Origin of the sequence: Kitasatospora sp. NPDC058243 (genome assembly GCF_042882025.1) — a bacterium.
Classification (GTDB): domain Bacteria; phylum Actinomycetota; class Actinomycetes; order Streptomycetales; family Streptomycetaceae; genus Kitasatospora.
On sequence record NZ_JBHVWW010000003.1, the window covers coordinates 34,481 to 61,300 of the forward strand.

A 26,820-nucleotide genomic window follows, 5' to 3' on the forward strand; every position below is an offset into this window, starting at 1 on the left:
GCGCGCGTGCCTACGCTGACCGCGTGACGGAACCCCTGAGCACCTCTGCGGGCGCCTACCTGCGCCACCCCCATCTGCACGGTGACCTGGTCACCTTCGTCGCCGAGGACGACGTCTGGCTGGCCCCGCTGGACGGTGGCCGGGCCTGGCGGCTGACGGCCGATCACCTGCCCGTCCGGCACCCCCGGTTCGCCCCCGACGGGCGGCACATCGCCTTCACCTCCACCCGGGACGGCGCGCCCGAGGTGCACGTGGTGCCGGTGGACGGCGGGCCGTCCCGGCGGCTCACCCACTGGGGCAGCGAGCAGACCGAGGTGCGGGGCTGGACGGCCGACGGGCGCCCGATCGCCCTCACCACCGCCGGTGAGGCGACCCTGCGCCGCAGCTGGGCGCACGCCGTGCCGCTGGACGGCGGCGAGTCGGTGCGGCTGCCGTACGGGCCGGTCGGCGGGCTCGCCTTCGAGCCGGGCGGCGACCGCGTGCTGCTGGGCACCGTCAACAACCGCGAGCCGGCCTGGTGGAAGCGCTACCGGGGCGGCCGGGCGGGCAAGTTGTGGATCGGGCGGGACGAATTCGTCCGCGTCCACGAGGAGTTGGACGGCCAGCTCGACTCGCCGCTGTGGGTGGGGGAGCGGATCGCCTTCCTCTCCGACCACGAGGGCGTCGGCGAGCTCTACTCCAGCCTCCCGGACGGCTCCGACCTGCGCCGCCACACCACCGACCCGGACGGCTTCTACGCCCGCAACGCCGGCACCGACGGCACCCGGGCGGTGTTCCACCGGGCCGGCGACGTCTGGCTGCTGGACGACCTGGCGGGAGCCGCGCCCCGCCGCCTCGACATCCGGCTGGCCGGCCCGCGCAGCGGCCGCCGCCCCCGCCCGGTGCACGCCGCGCACTGGCTGGAGTCCGCCGCCCCCGACCGCACCGGCCGGGCCGGCGCCGTGGTGGTGCGCGGCGACGTGCACTGGCTGACCCACCGCGAGGGCCCGGCCCGGGTGCTGGACGAGACCCCGGGGGCGCGCGGGCGGCTGGCCCGGGTGGTGCCGGGCGAGGACGGCACCCAGGGCGTGCTGTGGGTGTCCGACGCCGAGGGCGAGGACGCCCTGGAGTTCGCCCCCGACGCCCAGGGCGCCGAGCGCCGCCGACTGGCCGCCGGGCGGATCGGCCGGGTCAACTCCCTGGCGGTGTCCCCGGACGGCAGGCAGGCCGCGCTCGGCGTGCACGACGGCCGGGTCCTGCTGGTCGCGCTCGCCGACGGCACCGTGCACGAGCTGGACCGCAGCGCCGACGGCGAGGTCGGCGGGCTGGCCTTCAGCCCGGACTCGGCCTGGCTGGCCTGGTCGCGGCCGGTGCACCGGCTGGGCCCGTACTCGCTGCGCCAGATCGTGCTGGCCGACCTGGCGACCCGGACGGTCGGCGAGGTCACCCAGGAGCGCTTCATCGACACCTCGCCGGCCTTCACCGCGGACGGCCGCTACCTGGCGTTCCTGTCGGTGCGCAACTTCGACCCGGTCTACGACTCGCACGTCTTCGACCTGTCGTTCCCCAACGGCTGCCGCCCGTACCTGATCACGCTGGCCGCCGACACGCCGTCCCCGTTCGGGCCGCAGCGGGCCGGGCGCCCGCTCGGCGGGGAGGAGGACGAGCCGCGCGGCAGGAAGGCGGACGGCGAGGAGGCCGCCGGCGACGCCGCGCCGGTGACCAGGGTCGACCTGGACGGCATCGCGGACCGGATCGTCCCGTTCCCGGTCGAGGGCGGCCGGTTCGACGCGCTCAGGGCCGCCAAGGACGGCGTGCTGTGGACCCGCGCCCCGCTGCTCGGCGAACTCGGCGACGAGGCGGCCTCGCCCGAGGACGAGCGGCCCCGGCCGGTGCTGGAGCGCTTCGACCTGAAGAAGCGCCGCGTCGAGCAACTGGTGCACGGCGTGGACGGCTTCGCGGTCAGCGGGGACGGCACCCGGGTGGCCGTGCTGGACGGGGGTGAGCTGCGGATCGTCCCGGCCGAGCACAAGGCGGGCGGCGAGGACGACGAGGTGGGCGTCGACCTGACCCGGCTGCGGGTCACCGTCGACCCGGCCGCCGAGTGGCGGCAGATGTACGCCGAGAACGGCCGCTTGATGCGCGACAACTTCTGGCGTCCCGACCTCGGCGGCGTCGACTGGGCCGGCGTGCTGGACCGCTACCGGCCGCTCGTGGAACGCCTCGGCTCGCACGACGACCTGGTCGACCTGCTCTGGGAGGTGCACGGCGAACTCGGCACCTCGCACGCCTACGTCGTCCCGTACGGCCGGTACACCGAGCCCGCCCGGCGCCAGGGCCTGCTCGGCGCGGACCTCGCCAGGGACGGCGACCGGTGGCGGATCGCCCGCATCCTGCCCGGCGAGTCCTCCGACCCCCGGGCCCGCTCGCCGCTGGCCGCGCCCGGCGCCGCGATCCGCCCGGGCGACGCGGTCCTCGCCGTCAACGGCCGCCCGGTGGACCCGGTCACCGGCCCGGCCCCGCTGCTGGCCGGCACCGCCGGGCAGCCGGTCGAGCTGACCGTGGCCGGCAAGGACGGCACCGACCAGCGCCACCCGGTGGTCGTCCCGATCGCCGACGAGGAGCCGCTGCGCTACCACGACTGGGTGGCCGGGCGGCGGGCCGCGGTGCGCGAGCTGTCCGGCGGCCGGCTCGGCTACCTGCACATCCCCGACATGCAGTCGGCCGGCTGGGCCCAGATCCACCGCGACCTGGCCGTGGAGCTGGCCAGGGACGGCGTGATCGTCGACGTCCGGGAGAACCGCGGCGGCCACACCTCGCAGCTGGTGATCGAGAAGCTCGCCCGCCGGATCGTCGGCTGGAACGCCATCCGGGACACCGACCACCCGGTGCCCTACCCCCTCGACGCCCCGCGCGGGCCGGTCGTCGCGCTCGCCAACGAGTTCTCCGGCTCGGACGGCGACGTCGTCAACGCCGTCATCCAGACGCTCGGCATCGGCCCGGTGGTCGGCACCCGCACCTGGGGCGGGGTGATCGGCATCGACAGCCGCTACCACCTGGTCGACGGCACCCTCGTCACCCAGCCCAAGTACGCGTACTGGCTGGAGAACTACGGCTGGGGCGTGGAGAACCACGGCGTCGACCCGGACGTCGAGGTGCCGATGGCCCCGCACCAGTGGGCCGCCGGCGAGGACCCGCAGCTGGCCGAGGGCGTGCGGATCGCCCTCGCCGCGCTCGCCGCGGCCCCGCCCCGCACGGCCCCGCCGATGCCCTGGGCGTAGGGCACGCCCCCGTCGCCCCCGTCGGGCGGGAGAGCAGCCGAACGGGAGGTCGGCCCGGCCGACTTCCCGCTAGGCTGCGCCCGTACGGCCCCAGACCAGACACGAACCGAGGAGAAGCCGATGGCCGGCGAGCCGCAGCCCGACTGCCTGTTCTGCAAGATCGTGGCGGGCGAGATCCCGGCGACCGTGGTGCGCAAGACCGAGCGCGTCCTCGCCTTCCGCGACATCGCCCCCAAGGCGCCGCTGCACGTCCTGGTCATCCCGCACGTCCACTACCCGAACGCCGCCGAGCTGGCCGCCGCCGAGCCGGAGATCGCCGGTGAACTCCTCGCCGAGGCGGGCGCGGTGGCCAGGGACGAGGGCGTCGAGGACTACCGGCTGATCTTCAACACCGGCGCCGGCGCCGGCCAGACGGTCTTCCACGCCCACGTCCACGTGCTCGGCGGCAAGCCGATGACCGAGAACATGGTCTGACCTACGTGTCACAGCGCGAACTCGTCGTCCTCGGCACCGCCAGCCAGGTGCCCACCCGGCACCGCAACCACAACGGCTACCTGCTCCGCTGGGACGGCGAGGGCCTGCTGTTCGACCCCGGCGAGGGCACCCAGCGGCAGATGCTGCTGGCCGGCGTCTCGGCCACCCAGATCACCCGGATCGCCGTCACGCACTTCCACGGCGACCACTGCCTGGGCCTCGCCGGGGTGATCCAGCGGATCAACCTGGACCGCGTCCCCCACCCGGTGGACGTCTATTTCCCGGCCTCCGGCGAGGTCTACTTCGAGCGGCTGCGGCACGCCACCGCCTACCACGAGACGGCCGTCCTGCGGCCCCGGCCGATCGACGAGCCGGGCCCGCTGCCCGCACCCGGCGCCCGCTTCGCGCTGGACGCCGTGCGGCTGTCCCACCCCGTGGAGTCCTTCGGCTACCGGCTGTCCGAGCCGGACGGCCGCCGCCTGGTGCCCGAACGCCTCGCCGCGCTGGGCGTCTTCGGCCCCGCGGTCGGCCGCCTCCAGCACGAGGGGGCGATCGAGGCGGACGGCCGGCGGGTCACCCTGGAGGAGGTCAGCGAGCCCCGGCCGGGCCAGCGCTTCGCCTTCGTGATGGACACCCGGCTCTGCGACGGCGTGTACGAACTCGCCGAGGGCGCCGACCTGTTGGTCGCCGAGTCGACCTTCACCGACGCCGACTCCCGGCTCGCCGAGGAGCACGGCCACCTCACCGCCGGGCAGGCCGCCAAGGCCGCCGCCGAGGCCGGTGTGCGCACCCTGGTGTTGACCCACTTCTCCCAGCGCTACCCGGACCTGGGCCAGCATCTGGCCGACGCCCGCAAGCACTTCGACGGCGAGCTGGTGCTCGCCGCCGACCTCGCCCGGGTGCCCGTCCCCGTCCGGCGCCAGCCGTGAACCCGGCCCGCACCCCGTGAAAAGCGCTCGCGCCGCCCCCCGATCTGCCGCAGCATCGTCGGGTGCGGCCCCGCCGCCCGCCGCGGCGACCACGTGCGCGGCGTACCCTGGTGCCCCGGAGAGACCGATCGGCACACGACACCACGGATGGGATGAGGCAGGCCCAGCGCCGACCTATGAGTGACACATCGCAGACCCGTACGAACGGACAGTCGCGCCCCGAACCGGCCGACGACGGTCGCGTCAGCGCCCGGATCGTCATCCCCGAGAAGCACCCGATGGTCACCCTGCTCGGCACGGCGGACTCGCTGCTGCGCGTGATCGAGCAGGGCTTCCCCGCCGCCGACATCCACGTCCGCGGCAACGAGGTGACCGCCACCGGAGCGCGCGCCGAGGTCGCCCTCGTGCAGCGGCTCTTCACCGAGATGATGCTGGTGCTGCGCACCGGCCAGTCCTTGACGGAGGATTCCGTGGAGCGCTCCATCGCCATGCTCCGCGGTGCCGCGGAGGACCCGGACAGCCCGGCGCCCTCCAAGGTGTTCACCGCGAACATCCTGTCCAACCGGGGCCGCACGATCCGCCCCAAGACCCTCAACCAGCAGCGCTACGTCGAGGCGATCGACAAGCACACGATCGTCTTCGGCCTCGGCCCGGCCGGCACCGGCAAGACCTACCTCGCGATGGCCAAGGCCGTCCAGGCCCTCCAGGCCAAGGAGGTCAACCGGATCATCCTGACCCGCCCGGCCGTCGAGGCGGGGGAGCGGCTGGGCTTCCTGCCCGGCACCCTCTACGAGAAGATCGACCCGTACCTGCGCCCGCTGTACGACGCGCTGCACGACATGATGGACCCGGACTCCATCCCGCGCCTGATGGCGGCCGGCACCATCGAGGTCGCGCCGCTGGCCTACATGCGCGGCCGCACCCTCAACGACGCCTTCATCATCCTGGACGAGGCCCAGAACACCTCGCCCGAGCAGATGAAGATGTTCCTCACCCGCCTCGGTTTCAACTCCCGGGTGGTGGTCACCGGCGACACCAGCCAGATCGACCTCCCGGGCGGTACCCGCAGCGGCCTCAAGGTCGTCCAGGACATCCTGGCCGACGTGCCCGACATCCACTTCTCCGTCCTCACCAGCACCGACGTGGTCCGCCACAAGCTGGTCGGCCGGATCGTGGACGCCTACGAACGCTGGGACGCCAAGCAGGAGGCCGAGGAGAACCCCTCGCCCGCCCGCAAGCCGGCCCAGCGGCGCGGCTCCCGCGCACCCCGTCAGTCCCATCGCACCGAAAGCTGAGTACGCAGCCCGTCATGTCGATCGACATCGCCAACGAGTCCGGTTGGGACGCCGATGAGGAAGCCATCCTCGACGTCGCCCGCTTCGCCCTGGACAAGATGCGGATCCACCCGCAGTCCGAACTGTCCGTGATCCTGGTGGACGGAGCGGCGATGGAGGAGCTGCACATCCAGTGGATGGACCTCCCCGGCCCCACCGACGTGATGTCCTTCCCCATGGACGAGCTGCGCCCCGGCAAGGAGGGCGAGGAGCTGCCGCAGGGCCTGCTCGGCGACATCGTGCTCTGCCCGGAGGTCGCCGAGCAGCAGGGCAAGGCGGCCCCCTCCAAGCACTCGATGGACGAGGAGCTCCAACTGCTCACCGTCCACGGGGTGCTGCACGTCCTCGGGTACGACCACGAGGAGCCCGAGGAGGAGGAGGAGATGTTCGCCCTCCAGAAGCGCATCCTGGACGACTGGCGGGCGGGCCGGGGCCTCGGTGGTCTCTCCCCGGCCCCCACCACCCACTGAGCGCGGAGCCCGAACCCCTGTGAGTGGTGAAAGTACGAGCTTCATCCTCGGTGCCGTGCTCCTCGTCGTCCTCGGCTGGCTGGCCGCGTGCGCCGAGGCGGGCATCTCCCGGGTCTCCCGGTTCCGGGCGGAGGAGGCCGTGCGGGCCGGGCGGCGCGGCTCGGCCCGGCTGCTGACCGTCGCCTCCGACCCGATCCGCTACCTCAACCTGGCGACCCTGATCCGGGTGGCCAGCGAGATGGCGGCGGCCGTCCTGGTCACCGTGGTGTGCGTGCGCAACGTGGAGCCGATCTGGCAGGCCGTGCTGCTGGCGTTCGGCGTGATGGTGCTGGTGTCCTTCGTCGCGGTGGGGGTCTCGCCGCGCACGATCGGGCGCCAGCACCCGCTCACCACCGCGACCGCCGCCTCCTTCGTGCTGCTGCCGCTGGCCGCGGTGCTCGGCCCGATCCCGCGGCTGCTGATCCTGCTCGGCAACGCGCTGACCCCGGGCAAGGGCTACCGGGAGGGGCCGTTCGCCTCCGAGGCCGAACTGCGGGCGCTGGTCGACCTCGCCGAGAAGGACGACCTGATCGAGGACGAGGAGCGCCGGATGGTGCACTCGGTCTTCGAGCTGGGCGACACCATCGTCCGCGAGGTGATGGTGCCGCGCACCGACCTGGTGATGATCGAGCGGCACAAGACCGTCCGGCAGGCGCTCACCCTGGCGCTGCGCTCGGGCTTCTCGCGGATCCCCGTGGTCGGGGACAGCGAGGACGACGTGGTCGGCATCGTCTACCTGAAGGACCTGGTCCGGCGCACCCACATCAACCGGGAGGCGGAGTCCGAGGAGGTCGGCGCGGTGATGCGCCCGGCCGTCTTCGTACCGGACTCCAAGCCGGCCGGCGACCTGCTGCGCGAGATGCAGCAGCGCCGCTCGCACGTGGCGATCGTGATCGACGAGTACGGCGGCACGGCCGGCCTGGTCACCATCGAGGACGTCCTGGAGGAGATCGTCGGCGAGATCACCGACGAGTACGACCGGGAGATCGCGCCGGTGGAGGACCTCGGCGACGGCTCGTACCGGATCACCGCCCGGCTGCTGGTGGAGGACCTGGGCGAGCTGTTCGGCGTCGAGCTGGAGGACGAGGACGTCGAGACCGTCGGCGGCCTGCTGGCCAAGCACCTCGGCCGGGTGCCGATCCCCGGCTCGGCCTGCGAGATCCCGCTGCCCGAGCCCGCCGGCACCGGGCTGACCGGCATCCTGCTGACCGCCGAGTCCTCGGCCGGGCGCCGCAACCGGATCGGCTCGATGGTCGCGACCCCGGTCCGCAAGGCCGCGGAGGCCGGGGCGGAGCCCGGCGAGTAGCGGTCGCGCCCCGGCGGAGCGACCATGGACAGCATGACGCATCAACTTCGCGCGGAGTACGGCCCGCAGGGTGCGACCGGCGGGGTCAAGGTCTGGCACGTGGTGCGCGACGGCGACCCCGCGACGGCGCTCTGCGGCCGCAGCCTGGCCGACGACGCCGAGACGCGGCCCGAGCAGGAGTGGGGCACCGGGCTGCGCTGCTGCCAGCAGTGCGGTTCGCTCTACATGCACGAGGTGCCGCACATGCAGGGGAGCCATCCCTACAGCTAGGGCGTGTCTGGTGGAGGTCGCCATGAAGCTGCAAGACGAACTGCCCGTGAACAGCCGGCTCGCCACGGTGTGGCGGATCGGGGCGGGGCTCGGGGGGATCTTCCTGATCGTGTTCGGGTGCCTGGGGCTGGCCGATCACCCGGGCTTCCTCGCCACCCACGGTGACCGGATCACCGGGCTGTCGACCAACGGGGCGCTGAGCATCCTGTCCATCGTGGCGGGCGCGATCCTGGTGGTGGGGGCGGTGGTCGGCGGCAACTTCGCGTCCAACCTGAACATGGTGGTCGGCGTGCTGTTCGTCCTGTCCGGCTTCTACGGCCTGGCGGTGCTCGGGCGGCCGGACGCCAACATCCTGAACTTCCGGATGTCGAACGTGCTGTTCGCCTTCATCTTCGGGGTGATCCTGACGACCTTCGGGATGTACGGCCGGGTGAGCAGTCACCTGCCGCACGACAACCCGTTCTGGCGCGAGCGCACGGAGCACGAGACGGCGCGGCCGTCCGGGCCGAAGACCTTCGTCAAGGTCCTCAACCCGAACCCCGGTCCGACCCACCCGGTCGGCCACTGAGCGGCCGCGGGGGCCGCCTATGCTCGGCGGCATGAGTGACATCGTCGAGCTCGACCCCGAAGACAAGAAGATCATCACCCTGGCCCGCTCGGCCCGCGCCCGCAACGGCGTCGCGGAGGGGGCCGCGGTGCGTGACGAGACCGGCCGGACGTACGTGGCCGGGACGGTCGCGCTGGAGTCGCTGCGGCTGAGCGCGCTGCAGACGGCGGTGGCGATGGCGGTGGCCAGCGGTGCGAAGTCGCTGGAGGCGGCGGCCGTGGTGAGCGAGGCGGAGCAGCCGGCCGAGGCCGACCTGGCGGCCGTCCGGGACCTCGGCGGGGCCGGGACGCCCGTGCTGCTGGCCGGTGTGGACGGGACGCTGCGGGTGGCGGCCGAGGCCCGCTGAGGGCTGCCGAGGGCTGCTTGAGGCCCGCCGGGGCCTGCTCAGGGCCCACTGTGGCTTGCCGCGGCGGGCGATGGCGGCGGCCTGGCGAACACCTGCCCGAACCGAGCGGATAGTCTCACCGGGGAGTGAACTCGGTGAGGGGGCTGGGCACATGGGGGCGGTGGCGTTCTTCGCCGGGCTGCTGCTGTTCGTGATGGGGATGGGCAAGTGGCAGGAGACCGGCTCGCCGTACTGGCTCTGGGGTTCGGTCGCCTTCCTGGTCCTGTTGGTGGTGATGTCGGTGGTTTCGCGGGGCGGTCGCAAGGGCTGATCGGGCGGTGCGGGCGGGCCCGGGCAGCGCGACTCCGGTGATCAGGGAGAATGGAGCACATGAGTGCCCCTTCCTCCTCGTACCGCTCCGGCTTCGCGTGCTTCGTCGGCCGACCCAACGCGGGCAAGTCGACCCTGACCAACGCTCTGGTGGGGACGAAGGTCGCGATCACCTCCGACCGCCCGCAGACCACCCGGCACACCGTGCGCGGCATCGTGCACCGCCCGGACTCCCAGCTCGTCCTGGTCGACACCCCCGGCCTGCACAAGCCGCGCACCCTGCTCGGCGAGCGCCTCAACGACCTGGTCCGCAGCACCTGGGCCGAGGTCGACGTGATCGGCTTCTGCCTGCCCGCCGACCAGAAGCTCGGCCCCGGCGACAAGTTCATCGCCAAGGAACTCGCCGAGGTCAAGAAGACCCCCAAGGTCGCCATCGTCACCAAGACCGACCTGGTCGACTCCAAGCGGCTCGCCGAGCAGCTGATCGCCATCCACCAGCTCGGTGAGGAACTGGGCATCGAGTGGGCCGAGATCATCCCGGTCTCGGCCGTCGGCGACAAGCAGGTGGAACTGGTCGGCGACCTGATCACCAAGCTGCTGCCGGAGGGCATGCCGCTCTACCCGGACGGCGACCTCACCGACGAGCCCGAGCAGATCATGGTCGCGGAGCTGATCCGCGAGGCCGCCCTGGAGGGCGTCCGGGACGAGCTGCCGCACTCGCTGGCCGTCGTGGTCGAGGAGATGCTCCCGCGCGAGGGCCGCCCGGCGGACCGCCCGCTGCTGGACATCCACGCCAACGTCTACATCGAGCGGCAGAGCCAGAAGGCGATCGTCATCGGCGCCAAGGGCGCGCGGCTCAAGCACGTCGGTACCACCGCCCGCAAGCACATCGAGGCGCTGCTCGGCACGCCGGTCTTCCTGGACCTGCACGTCAAGGTGGCCAAGGACTGGCAGCGCGACCCGAAGCAGCTGCGCAAGCTCGGCTTCTGAGCCCCGGCTCCCAGCGAAGGCCCGCCCGGATCTGATCGACCGGGCGGGCCTTCGGCGTGTCCGGGGGCCGGTGGGGCTACGCGCCCTCGCGCAGGACCAGCGACACCAGTTCGCGCTGCGAGTCGGTGAGCTTCGGGTCGGCGCAGTAGACCGTCCGGCCGTCGACGGTGATCTCGTAGTGGAAGCCGTCCGGAACCCCGTACGAGGGCGCCCGCAGCCCGCCCGCGACGGCCTCGCGGGCGAGCGCGTGGACGTGCGGGGCGTCCGTGCGGTCGACGGTGTCGAGTTCCGCATGGCGGACGATCCCCGCGAAGCCGCCGGTCCGGGTCACCTGGATACGCATGGTGTCCATGGTGCTACCAGGGGAGGGAGTTTGCCGGTCTTTTCCCGGACCGTGACCTTAAGCCCGGCTCAACCTGGTCTCAATCGGTCCTCGGCCGGGGCCGTCGTCGAGGTCTGAGGGGTTCAGCCGGGGCTGACGCCCACCTGCGCCCAGGAGGCCGTCACGGTGTCCGCGACCGAGGACTGGTCGGGGTAGCGGGCCTTGGCGGCGGCCACGGTGGCCCGGGCGAAGGCGGTGAAGTCGGCGTCGGCGGCCAGCTGGTGGCCGGTCAGGGCGTCGTACCAGATCCGTCCGGCGCGGTCCCAGGCCTGGCCGCCGAGGGCGGTGGCCAGCAGGTAGAACGCGTGGTTGGGGATGCCGGAGTTGATGTGCACGCCGCCGTTGTCGTCGGTGGTGTCCACGTAGTCCCGCATGTGCGCGGGCTGCGGGTCCTTGCCGAGCCGGGGGTCGTCGTAGGCGGTGCCGGGGGCCTTCATCGAGCGCAGCGCCACGCCCTGGATGCCGGGGGCGAGCAGTCCGGCGCCGATCAGCCAGTCGGCGTGGGCGGCGTCCTGGCGCAGCGCGTACTGCTTGACCAGCGAGCCGAAGACGTCGGAGACCGACTCGTTGAGCGCGCCGGGCTGGTCCTGGTACTGCAGGCCGGCGGTGAACTGGGTGACGCCGTGGGTGAGTTCGTGGCCGATGACGTCGACGCAGGCGGTGAAGTCGCCGAAGATCTCGCCGTCGCCGTCGCCGAAGACCATCTGGTGGCCGTTCCAGAAGGCGTTGTCGTAGTCCTGGCCGTAGTGCACGGTGGCGTCCAGGCGCAGCCCCCGGTTGTCGATCGAGCGGCGGCCGAAGACGGTGGCGTACAGGGCGAAGGTGTCGCCGAGGCCGTCGTAGGCGTGGTTGACGGACTGGTCGGCGACCGGGGCCTGGCCCTCGGTGCGGACGGTCCGGCCGGGCAGCCGCTGGCTGTGGGTGGTGTCGGCGATCAGCCGGCTGGGGGTCGGGCCGGTGCTGACGGGCGGGGGAGGGGCGAGGCGGGCCGCGCGGTGCGCGGTGTCGAGCAGGAGGGAGCGGACGGCGGGCTCGTGACCGGCCTCGGCGAGGCGGTCCAGGACGTACGGCGGGACGATCGCGCAGATCGGAACTGCTGCAGTCATGTGGCCCAGGGTGAGGCCTCGATGACCGGTTGTCACCACTCTTGGCGTGACCGGTCGGTGTCTCAAGGGGTGGAACGGTGGCCCGGATCACTTCGGGGGCGCGCGGCCCTGGGTTACGCTGGGGCCATCATGCGCAACGGGCTGCTTCTTCTTAGCTGCCGCGTCGAGGGCCTGTAGTCCACAGGGCCGGCTCCCTCGCCGCGGGGATCGAGCTGTGCGCGTCATCCGGCGATCCAACGGAGGGTCGCGAGCGGCAGCTGCCGGCCAGTCGGTGTCGACCACCCCGACCCGCCCCCGCACCACGCATCACAGGAAGCCGAGAGTCATTCCATGACCGAGCAGAGCTCCGCCGCGCCCATCCCCGCCGGTCGCGCCTTCGTCGACCGTCCCACCCCGATCACCGCCGCGTCCGTGCGCCAGCTGCCCTCCGGCATGCGGTACGGGCGCTACCTGCCGTTCGACACCGTCGACCTGCCGGACCGCACGTGGCCGAGCACGGTGATCACCAAGGCGCCGCGCTGGCTCTCCACCGACCTGCGGGACGGCAACCAGGCGCTGATCGACCCGATGTCCCCGGCCCGCAAGCGCAAGATGTTCGACCTGCTGGTCGCGATGGGCTACAAGGAGATCGAGGTCGGCTTCCCGTCCTCCGGAGCCACCGACCACGCCTTCGTGCGGTCGTTGATCGAGGAGGGGGCGATCCCCGAGGACGTCACCATCTCGGTGCTGACGCAGGCCCGCGAGGAGCTGATCGAGAAGACCGTCGAGTCGCTGGTCGGCGCCCCGCGCGCGACGGTCCACCTGTACAACGCGACGGCGCCGCTGTTCCGTCGGGTGGTGTTCCGCAACGACCGGGCCGCCACCAAGGCGATCGCCACCGACGGCACCCGGCTGGTGATGGAGTACGCCGAGAAGCTGCTGGGCGAGGAGACCGTCTTCGGCTACCAGTACTCGCCGGAGATCTTCGTGGACACCGAGCTGGACTTCGCGCTGGAGGTCTGCGAGGCGGTCATGGACGTCTGGCAGCCGGGCGAGGGCCGCGAGATCATCCTGAACCTGCCGGCCACCATCGAGCGGGCCACCCCGAACGTGCAGGCCGACCAGTTCGAGTGGATGTCGCGCAACCTGTCGCGCCGCGAGTTCGTCTGCCTGTCGGTGCACCCGCACAACGACCGCGGCACCGCCGTCGCCTCCGCCGAACTGGCCTACATGGCGGGCGCGGACCGCATCGAGGGCTGCCTGTTCGGCCAGGGCGAGCGGACGGGCAACGTCGACCTGGTGACCCTGGGCATGAACCTGTTCTCGCAGGGCATCGACCCGCAGATCGACTTCTCCGACATCGACGAGGTGCGCCGCACCGCCGAGTACTGCAACCAGATGGAGGTGCACCCGCGCCACCCGTACGCCGGCGACCTGGTGTACACCTCCTTCTCCGGCTCGCACCAGGACGCCATCAAGAAGGGCTTCGACGCCCTGGAGGCGGACGCGGCGGCGGCGGGCGTCCTGGTGGGGGAGCACACCTGGGGCGTGCCGTACCTGCCGATCGACCCGAAGGACGTCGGCCGCACCTACGAGGCGGTCATCCGGGTCAACAGCCAGTCCGGCAAGGGCGGTGTGGCGTACGTCCTGAAGAACGACCACAAGCTGGACCTGCCGCGCCGGATGCAGATCGAGTTCTCCCGGATCATCCAGGCCAAGACCGACGCCGAGGGCGGCGAGGTCACCCCGGCCGAGATCTGGCGGGTCTTCGAGGACGAGTACCTGCCGACCCCGGACAACCCGTGGGGCCGGATCTCGCTGAGCGGTTCGCGCACCCTGACCACCGAGGACGGCCGGGACGCGCTGATCGCCGGCGCGCTGGTGGACTCGGTACCGGTGACCCTGACCGGTGTCGGCAACGGCCCGGTCTCCGCCTTCACGGACGCGCTGGCCCGGATCGGCCTGGACGTCCGCGTCCTGGACTACGCCGAGCACGCGCTGAGCGAGGGTGGCGACGCCCAGGCCGCCGCGTACGTCGAGTGCGCGGTGGACGGCAAGGTGCTGTGGGGCGTCGGCATCGACGCCAACACCGTGCTGGCCTCGCTGAAGGCGATCATCAGCGCCGTCAACCGGGCACAGCGCGGGTAGTTCGTACGAGTGAGATGTGGCGGGGCCGTCCTCCGGGGCGGCCCTTCGCCGCACCTGGGGCCAGTTGTGTCCTGCGCCACATTTTTTCGGGTCGGAAGCCGTTCGAGGTACTGACACGTGCCGGTAACCATGGCAACATCGATCCACCGGAAAGCCGGGTCGGTGGGACGGCCTCGGTGTCCGGTCGCGTGACCTGCCCATTGTTGTGCAGGCCGTCTGCCATGTCTGGGGAGTGGCGCCGTGACCAGGTTGTGGGGTGTTCGCCCGCGGTGGCGGACTGACGTTCTCGGTGACTTCTTCTGCCCGGGCTGTGGCGGGGACCGCAACTACCGCCGGCAGCACGGCCGGCGGTGGCTGCGGTTGCTGGGGACCCCGGTGGCCCCGCTCGGCCCGGTGATCGGCAGCGTGCAGTGCACCAGCTGCCACGGCCGCTACGGCGTCGAGAGCCTGGAACAGCCCACCTCCGTACGGCTCGGCGCGATGCTGCGGGACGCGCAGTACACCATCGCGCTCGCCCTGCTCGCGGCCGGCGGCACCGCGCACCGCGCGGCCCGCGAGTCGGCCTGCACGGCGGTGCGTGAGGCCGGGTTCGAGGACTGCGGCGAGGCCCAGGTGCTGGCCGCGCTCGCCGCGCTGTCCGGGCTCGGCGGCGAACTCTACGACGCCCACGGGATGGCCGGCGGCCTGGCCGTGGAACTGCACGCGGTGCTCGAACCGCTCGCCCCGCACCTGGCCCACCAGGGCCGGGAGCGGCTGCTGCTGCAGGGCGCGGCGATCGCCCTGTCCGACGGGCGCTACCTGCCGCAGGAGCGCGAGGCGCTGGCCGCGGTCGGGCGCTGTCTGGATCTACCGCAGTCGCGGGTCGGGGCGCTGCTGGAGGCGGCGACCCGGGCTCCGTACTAGACCTTCTCCGCAGTAACCGGACCTCCCCCGCAGGACGGAACCTCCTCCGCAGAACCGGGCCCGCTCCGCAGTGCCGGGCCCCGGGCCTGCCGCGCAACCCCCCGAGCCATCTCCGATCCCCCACAAAACGGGCCCGAAATCCCCCTCCGGGCCCGCCGTGACCCGCACCGCTCGGTCCTCCCCCACGGACCCGGTGCGGGCAACACGGCTGTCGGCGGCCGGGGCGCGCCGTGGGGGAGAATGGTTCCCATGAGTCTTTTCCGGGACGACGGCGTCGTGCTGCGGGCGCAGAAGCTCGGCGAGGCCGATCGGATCATCACCCTGCTGACCCGGCACCACGGCAAGGTGCGGGCGGTGGCGCGTGGGGTGCGCAAGACCAAGTCCAAGTTCGGCGCCCGGCTGGAGCCGTTCTCGCACGTGGACGTGCAGTTCTTCAGCCGGGGGAGTGAGCTGATCGGCCGTGGGTTGCCGCTGTGCACCCAGGTGGAGACGATCGCGCCGTACGGCGGTTCGATCGTCACCGACTACGGCCGCTACACCGCCGGGACGGCGATGCTGGAGACGGCCGAGCGGTTCGCCGAGAACGAGGGCGAACCGGCCGTCCAGCAGTACCTGCTGCTGGTGGGCGCCCTGCGCACGCTGGCGGCCGGGCTGCACGAGTCGCACCTGGTGATGGACGCCTTCCTGCTGCGCTCGCTCGCGGTGAACGGGTACGGCGCGAGCTTCACGGACTGCGCCAAATGCGGGCTGGAGGGGCCGAACCGTTTCTTCTCCCTTCCCGCAGGCGGGGTCCTCTGCCCGGACTGCCGAGTGCCCGGATGTGCCGTACCCTCCCCTGAGACACTGGTACTGCTCGGGGCGCTGCTGTCAGGGGACTGGCAGACGGCCGATTCCTGCGAGCCGAGGTACTGGCGGGAGGGCAGCGGCCTGGTCGCGGCCTATCTGCAGTGGCATTTGGAGCGGGGCATCCGCTCGATGAGATACGTGGAGAAGTGAGCACATGGCAGCGCGACGGCTCTTCGGCGGCGGCAAGCAGAGGGAGTACCTCCCCCCGACCCCGCACCCCAGTGGCGCACAGCCCCCGAAGATTCCCGGCGAGCTGGTCCCCGAACACGTCGCCATCGTGATGGACGGCAACGGCCGCTGGGCCAAGGAGCGCGGACTGCCCCGCACCGAGGGCCACAAGGTCGGCGAGTCCGTCGTGCTGGACGTCCTCAAGGGCGCGATCGAGCTCGGCGTGAAGAACATCTCGCTGTACGCGTTCTCCACCGAGAACTGGAAGCGCTCGCCCGACGAGGTGAAGTTCCTGATGAACTTCAACCGGGACGTCATCCACCGCCGCCGCGACGAGATGGACGCGATGGGCGTGCGGGTCCGCTGGGCGGGCCGGATGCCCAAGCTGTGGAAGAGCGTCGTCCAGGAGCTCCAGGTCGCCGAGGAGCAGACCAAGGACAACGACGCCGTCACGCTCTACATGTGCGTCAACTACGGTGGCCGGGCCGAGCTCGCGGACGCCGCGGCGGCCCTCGCGGCCGACGTCGCCGCCGGGAAGCTGGACCCGAAGAAGGTCAACGAGAAGACCCTCGCCAAGTACATGTACCACCCGGACATGCCGGACGTGGACCTGTTCCTGCGCCCCAGCGGCGAGCAGCGCACCTCCAACTTCCTGCTCTGGCAGTCCGCGTACGCCGAGTTCGTGTTCCAGGACGTGCTCTGGCCGGACTTCGACCGCCGCGACCTGTGGCGCGCCTGCGAGCAGTACGCGAGGCGCGACCGCCGCTTCGGCGGGGCGATCCCGAACGAGGTGCCCGAGCCGCTGGACCTGCCCACCCAGCGCTGACGCGGTACGGCGGCGGTACGGCGAAGGGCCCGTGGGAATCGCTCCCACGGGCCCTTCGCCGTACCGGTGCTCCGCTGGTCAGACCTTCTTGGCGCACTCCGCGCAGGTGCCGAAGATCTCCAGGGTGTGCGCGATGTCGCTGAACCCGTGCTCCGCGGCGACCGCGTTGGCCCAGCGCTCCACCGCCGGGCCCTCCACCTCGACGGTGGCGCCGCAGTGCCGGCACACCAGGTGGTGGTGGTGTCCGCTGCTGCACCGGCGGTAGACGGCCTCGCCGTCGGCGGTGCGCAGCACGTCCACCTCGCCGGCGTCGGCGAGCGACTGGAGGGTGCGGTAGACCGTGGTCAGACCGACGGAGTCCCCGCGGTGCTTGAGCATGTCGTGGAGCTCCTGCGCGCTGCGGAAGTCCTCGATCTCGTCCAGGGCCGCCGAGACGGCGGCACGTTGCCGGGTCGAGCGGGCGCGCGGCGACGGGCCTGCGGTGGTCACCGTGGGTCCTCCTGGGGTGGTGGGCGTCTCGCACCTCATTGTGCCAGCCCCGCACCCCGCTCCGGAGTGATCGCGTCGGAGGAACCGCGGCCCGGGATCTGCCCCGGGATCTGTCCCGGGATCTGATTCGGGGATTGCCCCGGGGATTGTCCCGGGACGGGTTCCGGCAGGGCGACGTCGCAGACCTTCGGTCCGGGGTCCGCGACGCCCCTGCGGTGGCGCCGCCGGGCGAGCGGCGCGGCGAGCAGGCTGAACACCGCGAAGACCGCGATGGCGAGCAGCACGATGGCCGGGCCGGAGGGCACGTTGAGGTGGTAGGAGCCGGTGACGCCGGCCAGCGAGACCACCACGCCGAGCGCGATCGAGGCCGCCTGGGTGGCGGCGAAGGACCGGGTGAGCTGCTGGGCGGCGACAACCGGGACCACCACCAGGGCGCTGACCAGCAGCAGTCCGACCACCCGCATCGCGACGGTGACGGTGACGGCGGCCATCACCGCGAGCAGCAGGTTGAGCGTGCGCACCGGCAGGCCGGTGACCCGGGCGAAGTCCTCGTCCTGGCAGATCGCGAAGAGCTGCCGGCGCAGGCCGACGGTGACCGCGACGACCACCGCGCCGAGCACCGCGATGGTGATCAGGTCGGTCGGGGCGACGGTGAGGATGGAGCCCCACAGGTAGCTCTCCAGCGAGCCGGCGCCGGCCTGGGCGGAGAGCGAGACGAGCAGCTTGCCGCAGGCCATGCCGCCGTAGAAGAGCATCGCCAGGGCGATGTCGCCGCGCTGGTTGCCGCGCGAGCGGACCAGTTCCATCGTGACGGCGCCGAGCACGCAGACCAGCACGGCCATCCAGACCGGGCTGGTCTGGAAGATGAAGCCGAGGCCGACGCCGGTCATCGCGACGTGTCCCATGCCGTCGCCCATCAGGGCCTGCCGGCGCTGCACCAGGTAGATGCCGACGGCCGGGGCGGTGATCCCGACCAGGACGGCGGCGAGCAGGGCGCGCTGCATGAAGTCGTAGGAGAGCATCTCGGTCATGCCAGCAGCCTCGGCGGGGTGTGGTCGGCGTGCGGGTGGACGTGGTCGTGGCCGGGCAGCGCGTGCAGTCCGGTGTTGGGCACGGGCGGGCCGTCGTGTGCGACGCAGCCGTCCCGCAGCACCACGGCGCGGTCGATCAGCGGCTCCAGCGGCCCGAGTTCGTGCAGCACGAGGAGGACGGCGGCACCGCGGGAGACCTCGGCGCGCAGGGTGTCGGCGAGCACCTGCTGGCTGGCGGCGTCCACGCCGGCCATCGGCTCGTCCATGATCAGCAGGTCGGGGGTGCCGACCAGGGCGCGGGCGATCAGCACCCGCTGCTGCTGGCCGCCGGACAGGTCGGCGACGCCGTCCCCGGCCCGCTCCAGCATGCCGACGGCGGCGAGCGCGCGGTCGACCGCCGCGCGGTCCCGGCGGCGGAACGGCAGCAGCCGGTGCTGCGGCAGCCGCCCGGTGGAGACCACTTCGCGCACGGTGGCCGGCACGCCGGAGGCGGCGGTGGTGCGCTGCGGGACGTACCCGATCCGGTGCCAGGCGCGGAAGCCGGCGTACGGGATGCCGAACAGCTCCAGCGTGCCCTGCCCCAGCGGGACGGAGCCGATGACGGCCTTGACGGTGGTGGACTTGCCGGAGCCGTTGGCGCCGAGCAGGGCGACCACCTCGCCGGGCTGGACGGTGAGGTCGACGCCGCGCAGCACCGGCCGACCGCCGCGGGAGGCGACGGCGTCGCGGAGGCGGACGGCCGGGGGTATCGGGTGGGTCATGGTGCTGTCGTCCCGTCAGCTGGTGGGGGTGCCGGTCGCGGTGGGAGTGGTGCCGGTCGCGGCGGGGGTGGCGCCGAGGGCGGTCTGGAGGTTGGCCAGGTTCTGCTTCATGACCGAGAGGTAGTCCTCCTTGCCCGGGTCCTTGACGCCCTCCAGCGGGTCCAGCACGGCGGTCTTGAGGCCGAGGTCCTTGGCGACGGTGTCGGCGAGCTTGGGGCTGACCAGGGTCTCGAAGAAGATCGTGGTGACGCCGTTGTCCTTGGCGGCCTTCTGCACGTCGGCGAGGCGGGCCGGGGTGGGCTCGGACTCGGGGTCGACGCCGTTGATGGCGACCTGGGTGAGGCCGTAGTGGTCGGCGAGGTAGCCGAAGGCGGCGTGGCTGGTGACGAAGGTCCTGGACTTGGCGTCCTTCAGGCCGTCCCGGAACTCCTGGTCCAGCGTGGTCAGCCGGCCGACCAGGTCGTCGGTGTTCTTGCGGTAGTCGTCGGCGTGGGCCGGGTCGGCCTTGGCGAACCCGTCGCCGACGCTCTTGGCGATCGCCGCGTAGCGGGTCGGGTCGAGCCAGATGTGCGGGTCGCCGGCCGGGCCGTCGTGCTGGTGGCCGTCGGCCTCGGTGCCCTCGTCGAGGTGGTGGTCGACCAGCGGGCTGGCGGCGGTGGCGTCGATCTTGTACTTGGCCGAGGACTGGCCGACGGCCTGGTCGACGGTGGGCTGCAGGCCCTTGAGGTAGATGATCGCGTCGGACTTCTGGACGGTGGCGACCTGCTTGGCGGTGAGCTCCAGGTCGTGCGGCTCGACGCCGGCCGCGGTGAGGTCGGTGACCGCGACGTGGTCCTTGCCGATCTGCTGGGCCAGGTACTCCATCGGGTAGAAGGAGGCGACGACCTTCAGCTTGCCGTCGGCGCTCTGGGCGCTGCTGCTGCCACCGCAGGCGGTCAGGACGAGGGAGGCGGTGAGGGCGGTGGCGGCGATGGCTATCGAGCTGCGGGTACGTCGTCCGATCATCATGACAATCATTCTCATCTTATCTGGAAATGATTGTCAACTCACTCGGACGGGTGAACGGCAGGTGGCCGTGGCTGGGAGGGGCCGGACGATACCGATTTGAACCCCGTACCCGTATGGCCGGTAACCTGAGGTATTCGGGTACGCGCAACCAGCCGTGCCCTGACCGTGCCGTACGTACTGAAGAGAGCACTGTGGCCGCCGACAAGATCGACACGATCGTCAGCCTGAGCAAGCGCCGTGGCTTCGTCTACCCCTGCAGCGAGATCTACGGCGGCACGCGTGCCGCCTGGGACTACGGGCCGCTGGGCGTCGAACTCAAGGAGAACATCAAGCGCCAGTGGTGGCGCGCGATGGTCCAGGCCCGTGAGGACGTCGTGGGACTCGACTCGTCGGTGATCCTCGCGCGCGAGGTGTGGGAGGCCTCCGGCCACGTCGCCACCTTCAACGACCCGCTGACCGAGTGCCTCTCCTGCCACAAGCGCCACCGGGCCGACCACCTGGAGGAGAAGTACGAGGCCAAGCACGGCTTCCCGCCGCCGAACGGCCTCAAGGACGTCAACTGCCCCGACTGCGGCACCAAGGGCCAGTTCACCGAGCCCAAGGACTTCTCGGGCATGCTGAAGACCCACCTCGGCGTCACCGAGGAGGCCAGCGGCCTGGCCTTCCTGCGGCCCGAGACCGCCCAGGGCATCTTCACCAACTTCAAGGCCGTCCAGACCACGTCGCGCAAGAAGCCGCCGTTCGGCATCGCCCAGACCGGCAAGAGCTTCCGCAACGAGATCACCCCCGGCAACTTCATCTTCCGCACCCGCGAGTTCGAGCAGATGGAGATGGAGTTCTTCGTCAAGCCGGGCGAGGACGAGCAGTGGCACGAGTACTGGCTCCAGCAGCGCTGGGACTGGTACGTCGACCTCGGCCTGCGCACCGAGAACATGCGCTTCTTCGAGCACCCGAAGGAGAAGCTCTCCCACTACGCCAAGCGCACGGTGGACATCGAGTACCGCTTCAACTTCGGCGGCAGCGAGTACTCCGAGCTGGAGGGCGTCGCCAACCGCACCGACTACGACCTGCGGGTGCACAGCGAGGCGTCCGGCCAGGACCTCAAGTACTTCGACCAGGAGAGCGGCGAGCGGTACTTCCCGTACGTCATCGAGCCGGCGGCCGGCCTCAACCGCGCCATGCTGGCCTTCCTGATCGACGCCTACTTCGAGGACGAGGCGCCCAACGCCAAGGGCGTCATGGAGAAGCGCGTCGGCATGCGGCTCGACCCGCGCCTGGCCCCGGTCAAGGTCGCCGTCCTGCCGCTGTCGCGCAACGCCGACCTCTCCCCGAAGGCCCGCGGCCTCGCCGCCGACCTGCGCACCGCGTGGAACGTCGAGTTCGACGACGCCGGCGCCATCGGCAAGCGCTACCGCCGCCAGGACGAGATCGGCACGCCGTTCTGCGTCACCGTCGACTTCGACACCCTTGAGGACAACGCGGTGACCGTCCGCGACCGCGACACCATGTCGCAGGAGCGCGTCTCGCTCGACCAGGTCAAGGCGTACCTGGGCGCGCGACTGATCGGCTGCTGAGCCCGCTCCGCCCTTCTGGAGCCCTCGTTCGCCCCGGTCCGTCCGGGGCGGGCGGGGGCTCCTGCGTTCCATTTCCCCGTCTGCGGTCCTACCGTCTGCCCCAGCGGGAACGGGGGGCCGCGGCCGGTTCGGTCGGCAGGCCGGCGCTGCGCAGGGCGGCCAGCGTCGTCCGGTGCCGGGCGCCGTCGGCGAGCAGCGCGGCGAGCAACCGCCCGTACAGCTCCGGGCTGGTGTCCAACGCGGCCGCCAGCTTGACCAGCTCCACCGGCGGGCGCAGCGCCGCCAGCTCGTACAGCAGGACGGTCGCGAGCTCGGCCGGCAGCTCCGTCGCCAGCGCGGCCAGCTCCGCCGTCGGCCGGCCGGCCGCCTGGCGCAGCAGCGTCCGTACGTCGGCGTGCCGGCCCGTACGGCGCAGGCCGGTCGCCAGCGCCGTCAGCTCCGGCGTCGGCGCCGAACCCCACTCCCACAGCAGCGTCGCGCCGTCCGCGCCCTGCCCGGCCCGCTCCAGCGCGGCCAGCAGGGCGGGCAGCGCCGACGCCGGATAGCCCCAGAACGCGTGGAACAGCTCCGCCGCCTCCTCCGCCAGCCCCAGCTCGCGCAACTCCGCCAGCATCGCCACCGCCTGCTCCGGCGCGCACTGCGCGGCGCTCCTGGCCAGGTGCAGGGACGCGCCCGTCGGACCGCGCCGGGAGAGCATGCCGACCAGCAGAGCGGCGTCCGCCGGATCGAGGCCGGTGGCCGCCCGGGACAGCAGCTCCGTCGCCTCGGCGAAGGCGCCGGCACGGTGCAGGGCCGCCACCCGCTCGGCGAGGGCGCCGATGTCGGGGCGGGCGGGCCGGGCCTGGGGCGGCGGGGCCTGGGCCGGTTGCGGCTCCGGCGGTCGGCTCCTCAGCCGGTTCTCCAACGCCTCCAGCCGATCGCTCAGTTGGAGGCAGCGGGCGCCCAGGCCCTCGCGCAGCGTGCGCGCCTGCGCCAACTGCCGCAGCAGGTCCCCGTCCGGCCGCTGGCGGCCCGGCGCCGCCCGGATCGCCTCGTTCAACCGCCGCTCCCGCTGGCTCGCGTAGCGGCTCGCGCGGAGTAACTCGTCCAGTTCCGCCCGGAGTTCGTACGCCTGCTGCTCGCCCTCCGGGTCCTGGCCCGCGGATTGTGCCGTCGGCCGCATGCGCATGATCGCCCCACCCCGTCCATCTCTCCCCTGACTGCGGGACATCCTGGCGTCGCTATATGGCGGGGGAGTTAAGGGAGCACGTCCAGTCGTGCGCGACTGGTGTCAAGGAGCGCGCAGACGGCGGTCGTTGCAAGAAGTGCGCCGGTCGCGCTCCGCAGCAGGGTCGCCTCGTAGTACGAGCCGGGTGCGACCACGGCGACGGCGCAGCCGACGGCCGCCCCGACCAGGGCGGCGGGGATCAGACGGACCGTCCGCACCGCCGGCAGGAGCACCACGAGCCCCGCGACGGCCGCCAGTTCGGGGGTTCCGAAGGAGACGCCGTAGCGGACGGCCAGCGCGGGGACGAAGAACAGGACGAGGGCCCGCCCGAGCGTGCCGGTCAACGCGGTGGTGTGCGGGCCGGCCGGACCGCCGCTCCACGGCACGAACCGGGTGGCGGCCAGGACCGCCAACGCGGCCAGCGCGCCGGCGAGATGGTCGCCGAGTCGGGCCAGGTTGTACAGCAGCGCGGTGTCGTACAGCGTCAGCATCAGCGTGCCGAACGCCCACAGGTCGAGCGTGAACAGCACCGGGCCGCGGGGTGGCCGGGCCCGTTCGCGGGAGGCCAGCCAGACGAGCAGCGGTGGTGTGACGAGCGCGGACACCGTCCGCAGCACGATGTCGTCCACCGTGTACGGATTCCGCAGGTCCCACTCCACCGCGCAGAACGCCACCGTATAGGAGACGGCGGCGAGCCCGGTCAGCGGCGAGCGCATCGCCCGGACGTAGAGGCCGTGGTCCAGGCGTCGCAGCACGGCGGCGAACGCCAGGAGCACCAGCGGGAGTTCGAGGAACGCCTGGACGCGGAGCACGGTGGGCGCGAGCAGCTCGGGCGCGGGGAAGTGCGCCGCCAGCCAGTCGATCGCCGGGTTGCCGCGCGGCACGTCGAACCACCCGGGCGGCAGGTAGCGGGCGACGAACGCCGTACTCCCGTCCCGCACCCGCTGCACGTACACGGCGAACAGCACCTGGTTCAGGTAGACGAGCGCCACGACCAGCGCCAGCGCCACCTCCGGGCCGAAACGCCCCCCGTGCCCCGGCCGGACCTCCCGCCGCCACACCCCGGGCGCCAGGGCCAGCGCGGCGGCGGCCGACACCACCACCGTGCCGTCCAGCACCGGGCCGACCGCCCTCATGCGGCGAGCCGTGCCCGCGCCTCCATCAGGGCGAAGCCGAGCAGGTTCAACCCCCGCCACTCGTCCGGCCGTTCCGCGCGGATGTCGTCGGCCGCGAGCCCGATGCCCCAGATCCGGTCCACCGGGCTGGCCTCGACCAGGACGCGGTCGCCGGTGCCCAGCAGGTAGGCGCGCAGCGCCTCGTCCTGCCCGAACTTCGCGACGTTCCCCTCGACGACCAGCTCGAACCGGCCGGCCGTCCAGGCCTCGTCGTCGAACCCCTTGACCAGCCGCCCCAGCTTCTTCGCCTCGGCCGGCGTGTGGGCCGCCAGCACCCGCTGCTCGATGGCCTCGTCCCCGAACATCCGGGCCTTGCCCGCCATCATCCAGTGCTCGGCGGACGCGTACGCCACCCCGTCGACGGTGAACTGCCCGGGCCACCACTGGCTCAGGCACTCCCGCCGCGTCCCCCCGCCCTTCCGCTCGGTGTGCCCCCAGAACATCAGCCACTTCGGCCGCACCCCGGTGGCCGTCAGCGCCGCCAGCTCCGCCCGGCTACGGACGTCGGCAGGGTCCTCCACTCGCATCTCGCTCATATCGTCATTCTGACGCAAAGGGGGCCGTCGGGCCAGCGGGTTTTCGGTGGCCGGTCGGGTCAGTCGGCGGGCAGCGCGTTCGCCATGTCCCGGAAGCGGGGCGACACCCGCATCATGCCGTCCGAGCCGACGTTGAGGTTCTCGATCCAGCCGTCCCGGTACCAGAAGAGCGACGGGGTCAGCGGCGCCGGGTCGCCGGCCGCGAGCTCCTTCGACAGGTCGATCAGGAAGCGGATGGCGTTCAGCGACAGGCTGGTGCGGATCGGCACCGCGCAGAGTGTGTTGTTCGTCGGCAGGGCGACCAGGGCGCCGTTGGGCAGCTCGATGCCCCCTCCCAGGGCGTTCTCCAGGCGCAGCGCGTGGGCGGCTCCGGGCCAGGCGCCCATGCCGTTGACGGTGTGGATGGTGTCGCCGTTGGACGCGTCGAAGACCTGCCGGTTGAGCTGTTCGGTGGCCAGGTTCGCGAAGGTCCGCTCCCACAGCTCGGCCCGGCTGATGCTCCACTGGTCGGCGGCGTGTTCGGCTATCGACAGGGCCTCGGTCTTTCCGGCCCGCTTGCCGGCGTCCACGCAGAGGACGACCGACAACTCGTCGTCGATCTGCCGCGCCATCGGATCGGGCCCCAGGCCGCGGCTCCTGGTGATCAGGAGCCGCAGTCGGTCCCGGACCTCGAAGACCGAGATCTTCGCCAGCGCCTGGCACGGGCCGTGCTCGTCGCACAGCGGCCTCGGAAGGTTCTTGCGGCTGCCGAACAGCGGCATGGGTGACTCCCCGGGTGGTTGTGGTGGTCGGACTGGGCCACAGCATTCCATCGGTCGGCCCCGCCGTCCCGAGATCGCCCCATTCCCGGAGGTGTTCTGTCGATCTGTCAGATGGCGGCGTGCTCCCAGCGGAGGGCGGGGTGGCCGTCGATCCAGTAGTGGGTCGCCCGGTCGGTGATCCGCAGGCGGACGGCGGTGAGGTCGGGGCGTCCGGCCTCCTGCCAGGCGGTGAGGATGCGCTCGACCTCGTCCCAGAGCGGGACCGGGCCGTATTGGTGGACCGTCCAGCCGTAGGTGTCGTCGGCGACCTCGGCGGCGGATTCGGGGGTGGCCAGGTAGTGGATCGACTCCAGATCCTCCCCGATCGATACGGTGAACTTGGCGCCGGGAAAGGCAAGTTGGGCGAGGAAGGCCGGCGTCGGTTCGTTGAGGAGGGTGGGGGAGACATGCGCCAGCCGCTTCGGTGCGGCCGCCTCCGCCCGGGCCGCGAGGCCCCCGACCCGGGCCGTCGGGGGCTCGGGGCGGACGGGAGGGAGGGTGGAACGGCCGATGAACCGGCCGTCGGCGGTGCCGTCGGCGGCGACGGTGACCCTGGCCAGGCCGGCGCCCTCGGGCCAGGTGCCGACCGTGGCCAGGATCGTGCCGCCGGGCTTGGCCCGCTGCACCCAGGCGTAGGGGATGCGGCGCACCGCGTGGGTGGCGACCACCCGGTCGTACGTGACTTTCGGGTCGGCCTCGACGGTGCCGACGTTGCGCTCGCCGAGGAGGTGGCGGAGCAGGGCCGTCGAGTAGCCCGTGCCGGTGCCGATCTCCAACGCGGTGTGCCCGTCCTCGGCGCCCAGGGCGTCGATCATGCGGACGGTGGCGGCCGGGGCGGTGGTGGAGGCGGTGGGGAAGCCCCGGACGGGCGCGGAGACCTGGTCGGCGGTCAGATGGCCGTTCAGCTGGGTGACCAACGACCGGTTGCTGTAAGCGAGTTCGACCCACTCTGTCGGATCGGCGCCGAGCTCCGTCACCGGCCGCCAGCGGCGCCTGCCGGTGGACACGAACACCCCGGGGCGCAGGAACGGCTCCCGGGGGACGGCCTCCACGGCCGCCCGCAGCGCCGGGCTGGTCAGGGCGCCGCCCGCCTCAAGCCGGTCGGCGAGCGCGCGGTGGGCTGCTGCGGTGTCCGGGGTCACGGTTCTCCTTCCTGGGGCGGGCGTGTGCGTCTGCGCTGGATCGCCCTGCTGAGTGCGGAGTTGACCAGCACGGTGACAACGCAGAGTACGAGGAGGAGGAAGAGGTTCGCCATGCCGGGGTCGCCGTGGCGAAGCGAGCGGGAGGCGAGTACCCCTGCGCCCGCCCCGGTCGCGATGGAGAACGCTGCGGCGGCGACCAGGGCGGGGCGGGGGCGGGGCGGTAGCGTCACGAGTTCTGCGGGGGCGGCGGGCCGATGTCCTCGGGCCGGGCCGTCCACTCGACGCCGCCCCGGGGGGCGGAGGTGGAGGAGGCCGGCGACGTGGTCCATGGCGACGCCGAGTCGCCCGGTGTAGCTGTCGTGGACGAGAGCGGCGTCGGGGGCGGTGGGAGTGGCGGCCGTCACG

At 72.4% G+C, this 26,820-nt stretch carries 28 protein-coding genes; 16 read left to right on the plus strand and 12 right to left on the minus strand.

All coding sequences use genetic code 11. The features are described from left to right. Positions 1 to 23: 23 nt before the first annotated feature. The 11 genes from ACFVX9_RS03180 (at position 24) to era (ending at position 10,334) form a co-directional block, all read left to right on the plus strand. Positions 24 to 3,260 carry a PDZ domain-containing protein gene (locus tag ACFVX9_RS03180; protein WP_387980098.1) on the plus strand — a complete coding sequence of 1,079 codons (3,237 nt, stop codon included), beginning with the start codon at positions 24 to 26 and terminating at the stop codon, positions 3,258 to 3,260. A gap of 120 nt (positions 3,261 to 3,380) precedes the next feature. After that, positions 3,381 to 3,734 carry a histidine triad nucleotide-binding protein gene (locus ACFVX9_RS03185; protein ID WP_380379884.1) on the plus strand — a complete coding sequence of 118 codons (354 nt, stop codon included), beginning with the start codon at positions 3,381 to 3,383 and terminating at the stop codon, positions 3,732 to 3,734. A 5-nt stretch (positions 3,735 to 3,739) separates the two neighbouring features. Then, entirely contained in the window at positions 3,740 to 4,663 is a 924-nt protein-coding gene (locus ACFVX9_RS03190) for a ribonuclease Z (RefSeq protein ID WP_063347519.1), read from the plus strand. A 176-nt stretch (positions 4,664 to 4,839) separates the two neighbouring features. Beyond that, positions 4,840 to 5,958: a PhoH family protein gene (locus ACFVX9_RS03195; protein ID WP_387980101.1), complete on the plus strand. Its 1,119-nt coding sequence runs from the start codon at positions 4,840 to 4,842 to the stop codon at positions 5,956 to 5,958. A 14-nt stretch (positions 5,959 to 5,972) separates the two neighbouring features. Continuing rightward, positions 5,973 to 6,467 (plus strand): rRNA maturation RNase YbeY, encoded by a 495-nt coding sequence (gene ybeY / locus ACFVX9_RS03200; protein ID WP_063347517.1) that lies wholly within the window; start codon positions 5,973 to 5,975, stop codon positions 6,465 to 6,467. Positions 6,468 to 6,522: 55 nt separating this feature from the next. Beyond that, positions 6,523 to 7,812: a hemolysin family protein gene (locus tag ACFVX9_RS03205; protein WP_387980103.1), complete on the plus strand. Its 1,290-nt coding sequence runs from the start codon at positions 6,523 to 6,525 to the stop codon at positions 7,810 to 7,812. Between the two features lie 33 nt (positions 7,813 to 7,845). After that, positions 7,846 to 8,082 (plus strand): hypothetical protein, encoded by a 237-nt coding sequence (locus ACFVX9_RS03210; RefSeq protein ID WP_063351092.1) that lies wholly within the window; start codon positions 7,846 to 7,848, stop codon positions 8,080 to 8,082. Positions 8,083 to 8,104: 22 nt separating this feature from the next. After that, positions 8,105 to 8,650 carry a DUF4383 domain-containing protein gene (locus tag ACFVX9_RS03215; RefSeq protein WP_387980105.1) on the plus strand — a complete coding sequence of 182 codons (546 nt, stop codon included), beginning with the start codon at positions 8,105 to 8,107 and terminating at the stop codon, positions 8,648 to 8,650. A gap of 31 nt (positions 8,651 to 8,681) precedes the next feature. After that, a complete protein-coding gene (locus tag ACFVX9_RS03220; RefSeq protein ID WP_063351091.1) occupies positions 8,682 to 9,035 on the plus strand; it encodes a hypothetical protein in 354 nt (117 codons plus the stop codon). A 151-nt stretch (positions 9,036 to 9,186) separates the two neighbouring features. After that, on the plus strand, positions 9,187 to 9,345 hold the full coding sequence (locus tag ACFVX9_RS03225; RefSeq protein ID WP_159398424.1) for a hypothetical protein: 159 nt from the start codon (positions 9,187 to 9,189) through the stop codon (positions 9,343 to 9,345). A 59-nt stretch (positions 9,346 to 9,404) separates the two neighbouring features. Beyond that, positions 9,405 to 10,334 (plus strand): GTPase Era, encoded by a 930-nt coding sequence (era, locus tag ACFVX9_RS03230; RefSeq protein ID WP_063347514.1) that lies wholly within the window; start codon positions 9,405 to 9,407, stop codon positions 10,332 to 10,334. A gap of 76 nt (positions 10,335 to 10,410) precedes the next feature. Here the strand turns inward: era and ACFVX9_RS03235 are convergent, their stop codons facing one another. Together ACFVX9_RS03235 and ACFVX9_RS03240 are read right to left on the minus strand one after the other, a co-directional pair. Then, positions 10,411 to 10,677 carry a protealysin inhibitor emfourin gene (locus ACFVX9_RS03235; RefSeq protein ID WP_063351090.1) on the minus strand — a complete coding sequence of 89 codons (267 nt, stop codon included), beginning with the start codon at positions 10,675 to 10,677 and terminating at the stop codon, positions 10,411 to 10,413. 122 nt (positions 10,678 to 10,799) lie between these two features. Next, complete coding sequence (locus ACFVX9_RS03240) at positions 10,800 to 11,822, minus strand: M4 family metallopeptidase (protein WP_387980107.1); 1,023 nt, start codon at positions 11,820 to 11,822, stop codon at positions 10,800 to 10,802. Positions 11,823 to 12,152: 330 nt separating this feature from the next. Here ACFVX9_RS03240 and leuA point away from each other — a divergent pair, with 330 nt between their 5' ends. The 4 genes from leuA (at position 12,153) to ACFVX9_RS03260 (ending at position 16,692) form a co-directional block, all read left to right on the plus strand. Next, entirely contained in the window at positions 12,153 to 13,949 is a 1,797-nt protein-coding gene (leuA, locus tag ACFVX9_RS03245) for a 2-isopropylmalate synthase (RefSeq protein WP_387980109.1), read from the plus strand. 360 nt (positions 13,950 to 14,309) lie between these two features. Continuing rightward, a complete protein-coding gene (locus tag ACFVX9_RS03250) occupies positions 14,310 to 14,852 on the plus strand; it encodes a TerB family tellurite resistance protein (RefSeq protein WP_244293348.1) in 543 nt (180 codons plus the stop codon). A gap of 249 nt (positions 14,853 to 15,101) precedes the next feature. After that, the gene (gene recO / locus ACFVX9_RS03255; protein WP_063347510.1) at positions 15,102 to 15,848 is read left to right on the plus strand and encodes a DNA repair protein RecO; all 747 of its coding nucleotides are present in this window, start codon (positions 15,102 to 15,104) and stop codon (positions 15,846 to 15,848) included. A 4-nt stretch (positions 15,849 to 15,852) separates the two neighbouring features. Next, the gene (locus ACFVX9_RS03260; RefSeq protein WP_380336833.1) at positions 15,853 to 16,692 is read left to right on the plus strand and encodes an isoprenyl transferase; all 840 of its coding nucleotides are present in this window, start codon (positions 15,853 to 15,855) and stop codon (positions 16,690 to 16,692) included. Between the two features lie 78 nt (positions 16,693 to 16,770). Here the strand turns inward: ACFVX9_RS03260 and ACFVX9_RS03265 are convergent, their stop codons facing one another. From ACFVX9_RS03265 to ACFVX9_RS03280, 4 genes are read right to left on the minus strand one after another with little or no spacing between them, the layout of a single operon-like run. Then, positions 16,771 to 17,181 carry a Fur family transcriptional regulator gene (locus ACFVX9_RS03265; protein ID WP_063347508.1) on the minus strand — a complete coding sequence of 137 codons (411 nt, stop codon included), beginning with the start codon at positions 17,179 to 17,181 and terminating at the stop codon, positions 16,771 to 16,773. A gap of 35 nt (positions 17,182 to 17,216) precedes the next feature. Further along, complete coding sequence (locus tag ACFVX9_RS03270; protein ID WP_387980112.1) at positions 17,217 to 18,212, minus strand: metal ABC transporter permease; 996 nt, start codon at positions 18,210 to 18,212, stop codon at positions 17,217 to 17,219. Beyond that, a complete protein-coding gene (locus tag ACFVX9_RS03275; protein ID WP_063347507.1) occupies positions 18,209 to 18,973 on the minus strand; it encodes a metal ABC transporter ATP-binding protein in 765 nt (254 codons plus the stop codon). The genes ACFVX9_RS03270 and ACFVX9_RS03275 overlap by 4 nt, the downstream gene beginning before the upstream one ends. Positions 18,974 to 18,988: 15 nt before the next feature. Next, complete coding sequence (locus ACFVX9_RS03280) at positions 18,989 to 19,981, minus strand: metal ABC transporter substrate-binding protein (protein WP_380558713.1); 993 nt, start codon at positions 19,979 to 19,981, stop codon at positions 18,989 to 18,991. 191 nt (positions 19,982 to 20,172) lie between these two features. On the opposite strand from ACFVX9_RS03280, the gene ACFVX9_RS03285 reads away from it, so the two are divergent. Further along, entirely contained in the window at positions 20,173 to 21,555 is a 1,383-nt protein-coding gene (locus ACFVX9_RS03285; protein ID WP_063347506.1) for a glycine--tRNA ligase, read from the plus strand. An 88-nt stretch (positions 21,556 to 21,643) separates the two neighbouring features. On the opposite strand, the gene ACFVX9_RS03290 is transcribed toward ACFVX9_RS03285, so the two are convergent. The 6 genes from ACFVX9_RS03290 to ACFVX9_RS03315 all read right to left on the minus strand — a co-directional run bounded on the left by ACFVX9_RS03290 (position 21,644) and on the right by ACFVX9_RS03315 (position 26,819). Next, positions 21,644 to 22,723: a hypothetical protein gene (locus ACFVX9_RS03290; RefSeq protein WP_159398423.1), complete on the minus strand. Its 1,080-nt coding sequence runs from the start codon at positions 22,721 to 22,723 to the stop codon at positions 21,644 to 21,646. A gap of 68 nt (positions 22,724 to 22,791) precedes the next feature. Beyond that, positions 22,792 to 23,898 (minus strand): hypothetical protein, encoded by a 1,107-nt coding sequence (locus ACFVX9_RS03295; protein ID WP_387980115.1) that lies wholly within the window; start codon positions 23,896 to 23,898, stop codon positions 22,792 to 22,794. Beyond that, on the minus strand, positions 23,895 to 24,473 hold the full coding sequence (locus tag ACFVX9_RS03300; RefSeq protein WP_387980117.1) for an NADAR family protein: 579 nt from the start codon (positions 24,471 to 24,473) through the stop codon (positions 23,895 to 23,897). The genes ACFVX9_RS03295 and ACFVX9_RS03300 overlap by 4 nt, the downstream gene beginning before the upstream one ends. A gap of 59 nt (positions 24,474 to 24,532) precedes the next feature. After that, on the minus strand, positions 24,533 to 25,234 hold the full coding sequence (locus ACFVX9_RS03305) for a hypothetical protein (RefSeq protein WP_387980119.1): 702 nt from the start codon (positions 25,232 to 25,234) through the stop codon (positions 24,533 to 24,535). A 107-nt stretch (positions 25,235 to 25,341) separates the two neighbouring features. Beyond that, positions 25,342 to 26,415, minus strand: coding sequence for a methyltransferase (locus ACFVX9_RS03310; RefSeq protein WP_387980121.1), 1,074 nt, complete (start codon positions 26,413 to 26,415; stop codon positions 25,342 to 25,344). Further along, a complete protein-coding gene (locus tag ACFVX9_RS03315; RefSeq protein ID WP_380479807.1) occupies positions 26,412 to 26,819 on the minus strand; it encodes a hypothetical protein in 408 nt (135 codons plus the stop codon). The genes ACFVX9_RS03310 and ACFVX9_RS03315 overlap by 4 nt, the downstream gene beginning before the upstream one ends. Position 26,820: the final 1 nt, after the last annotated feature.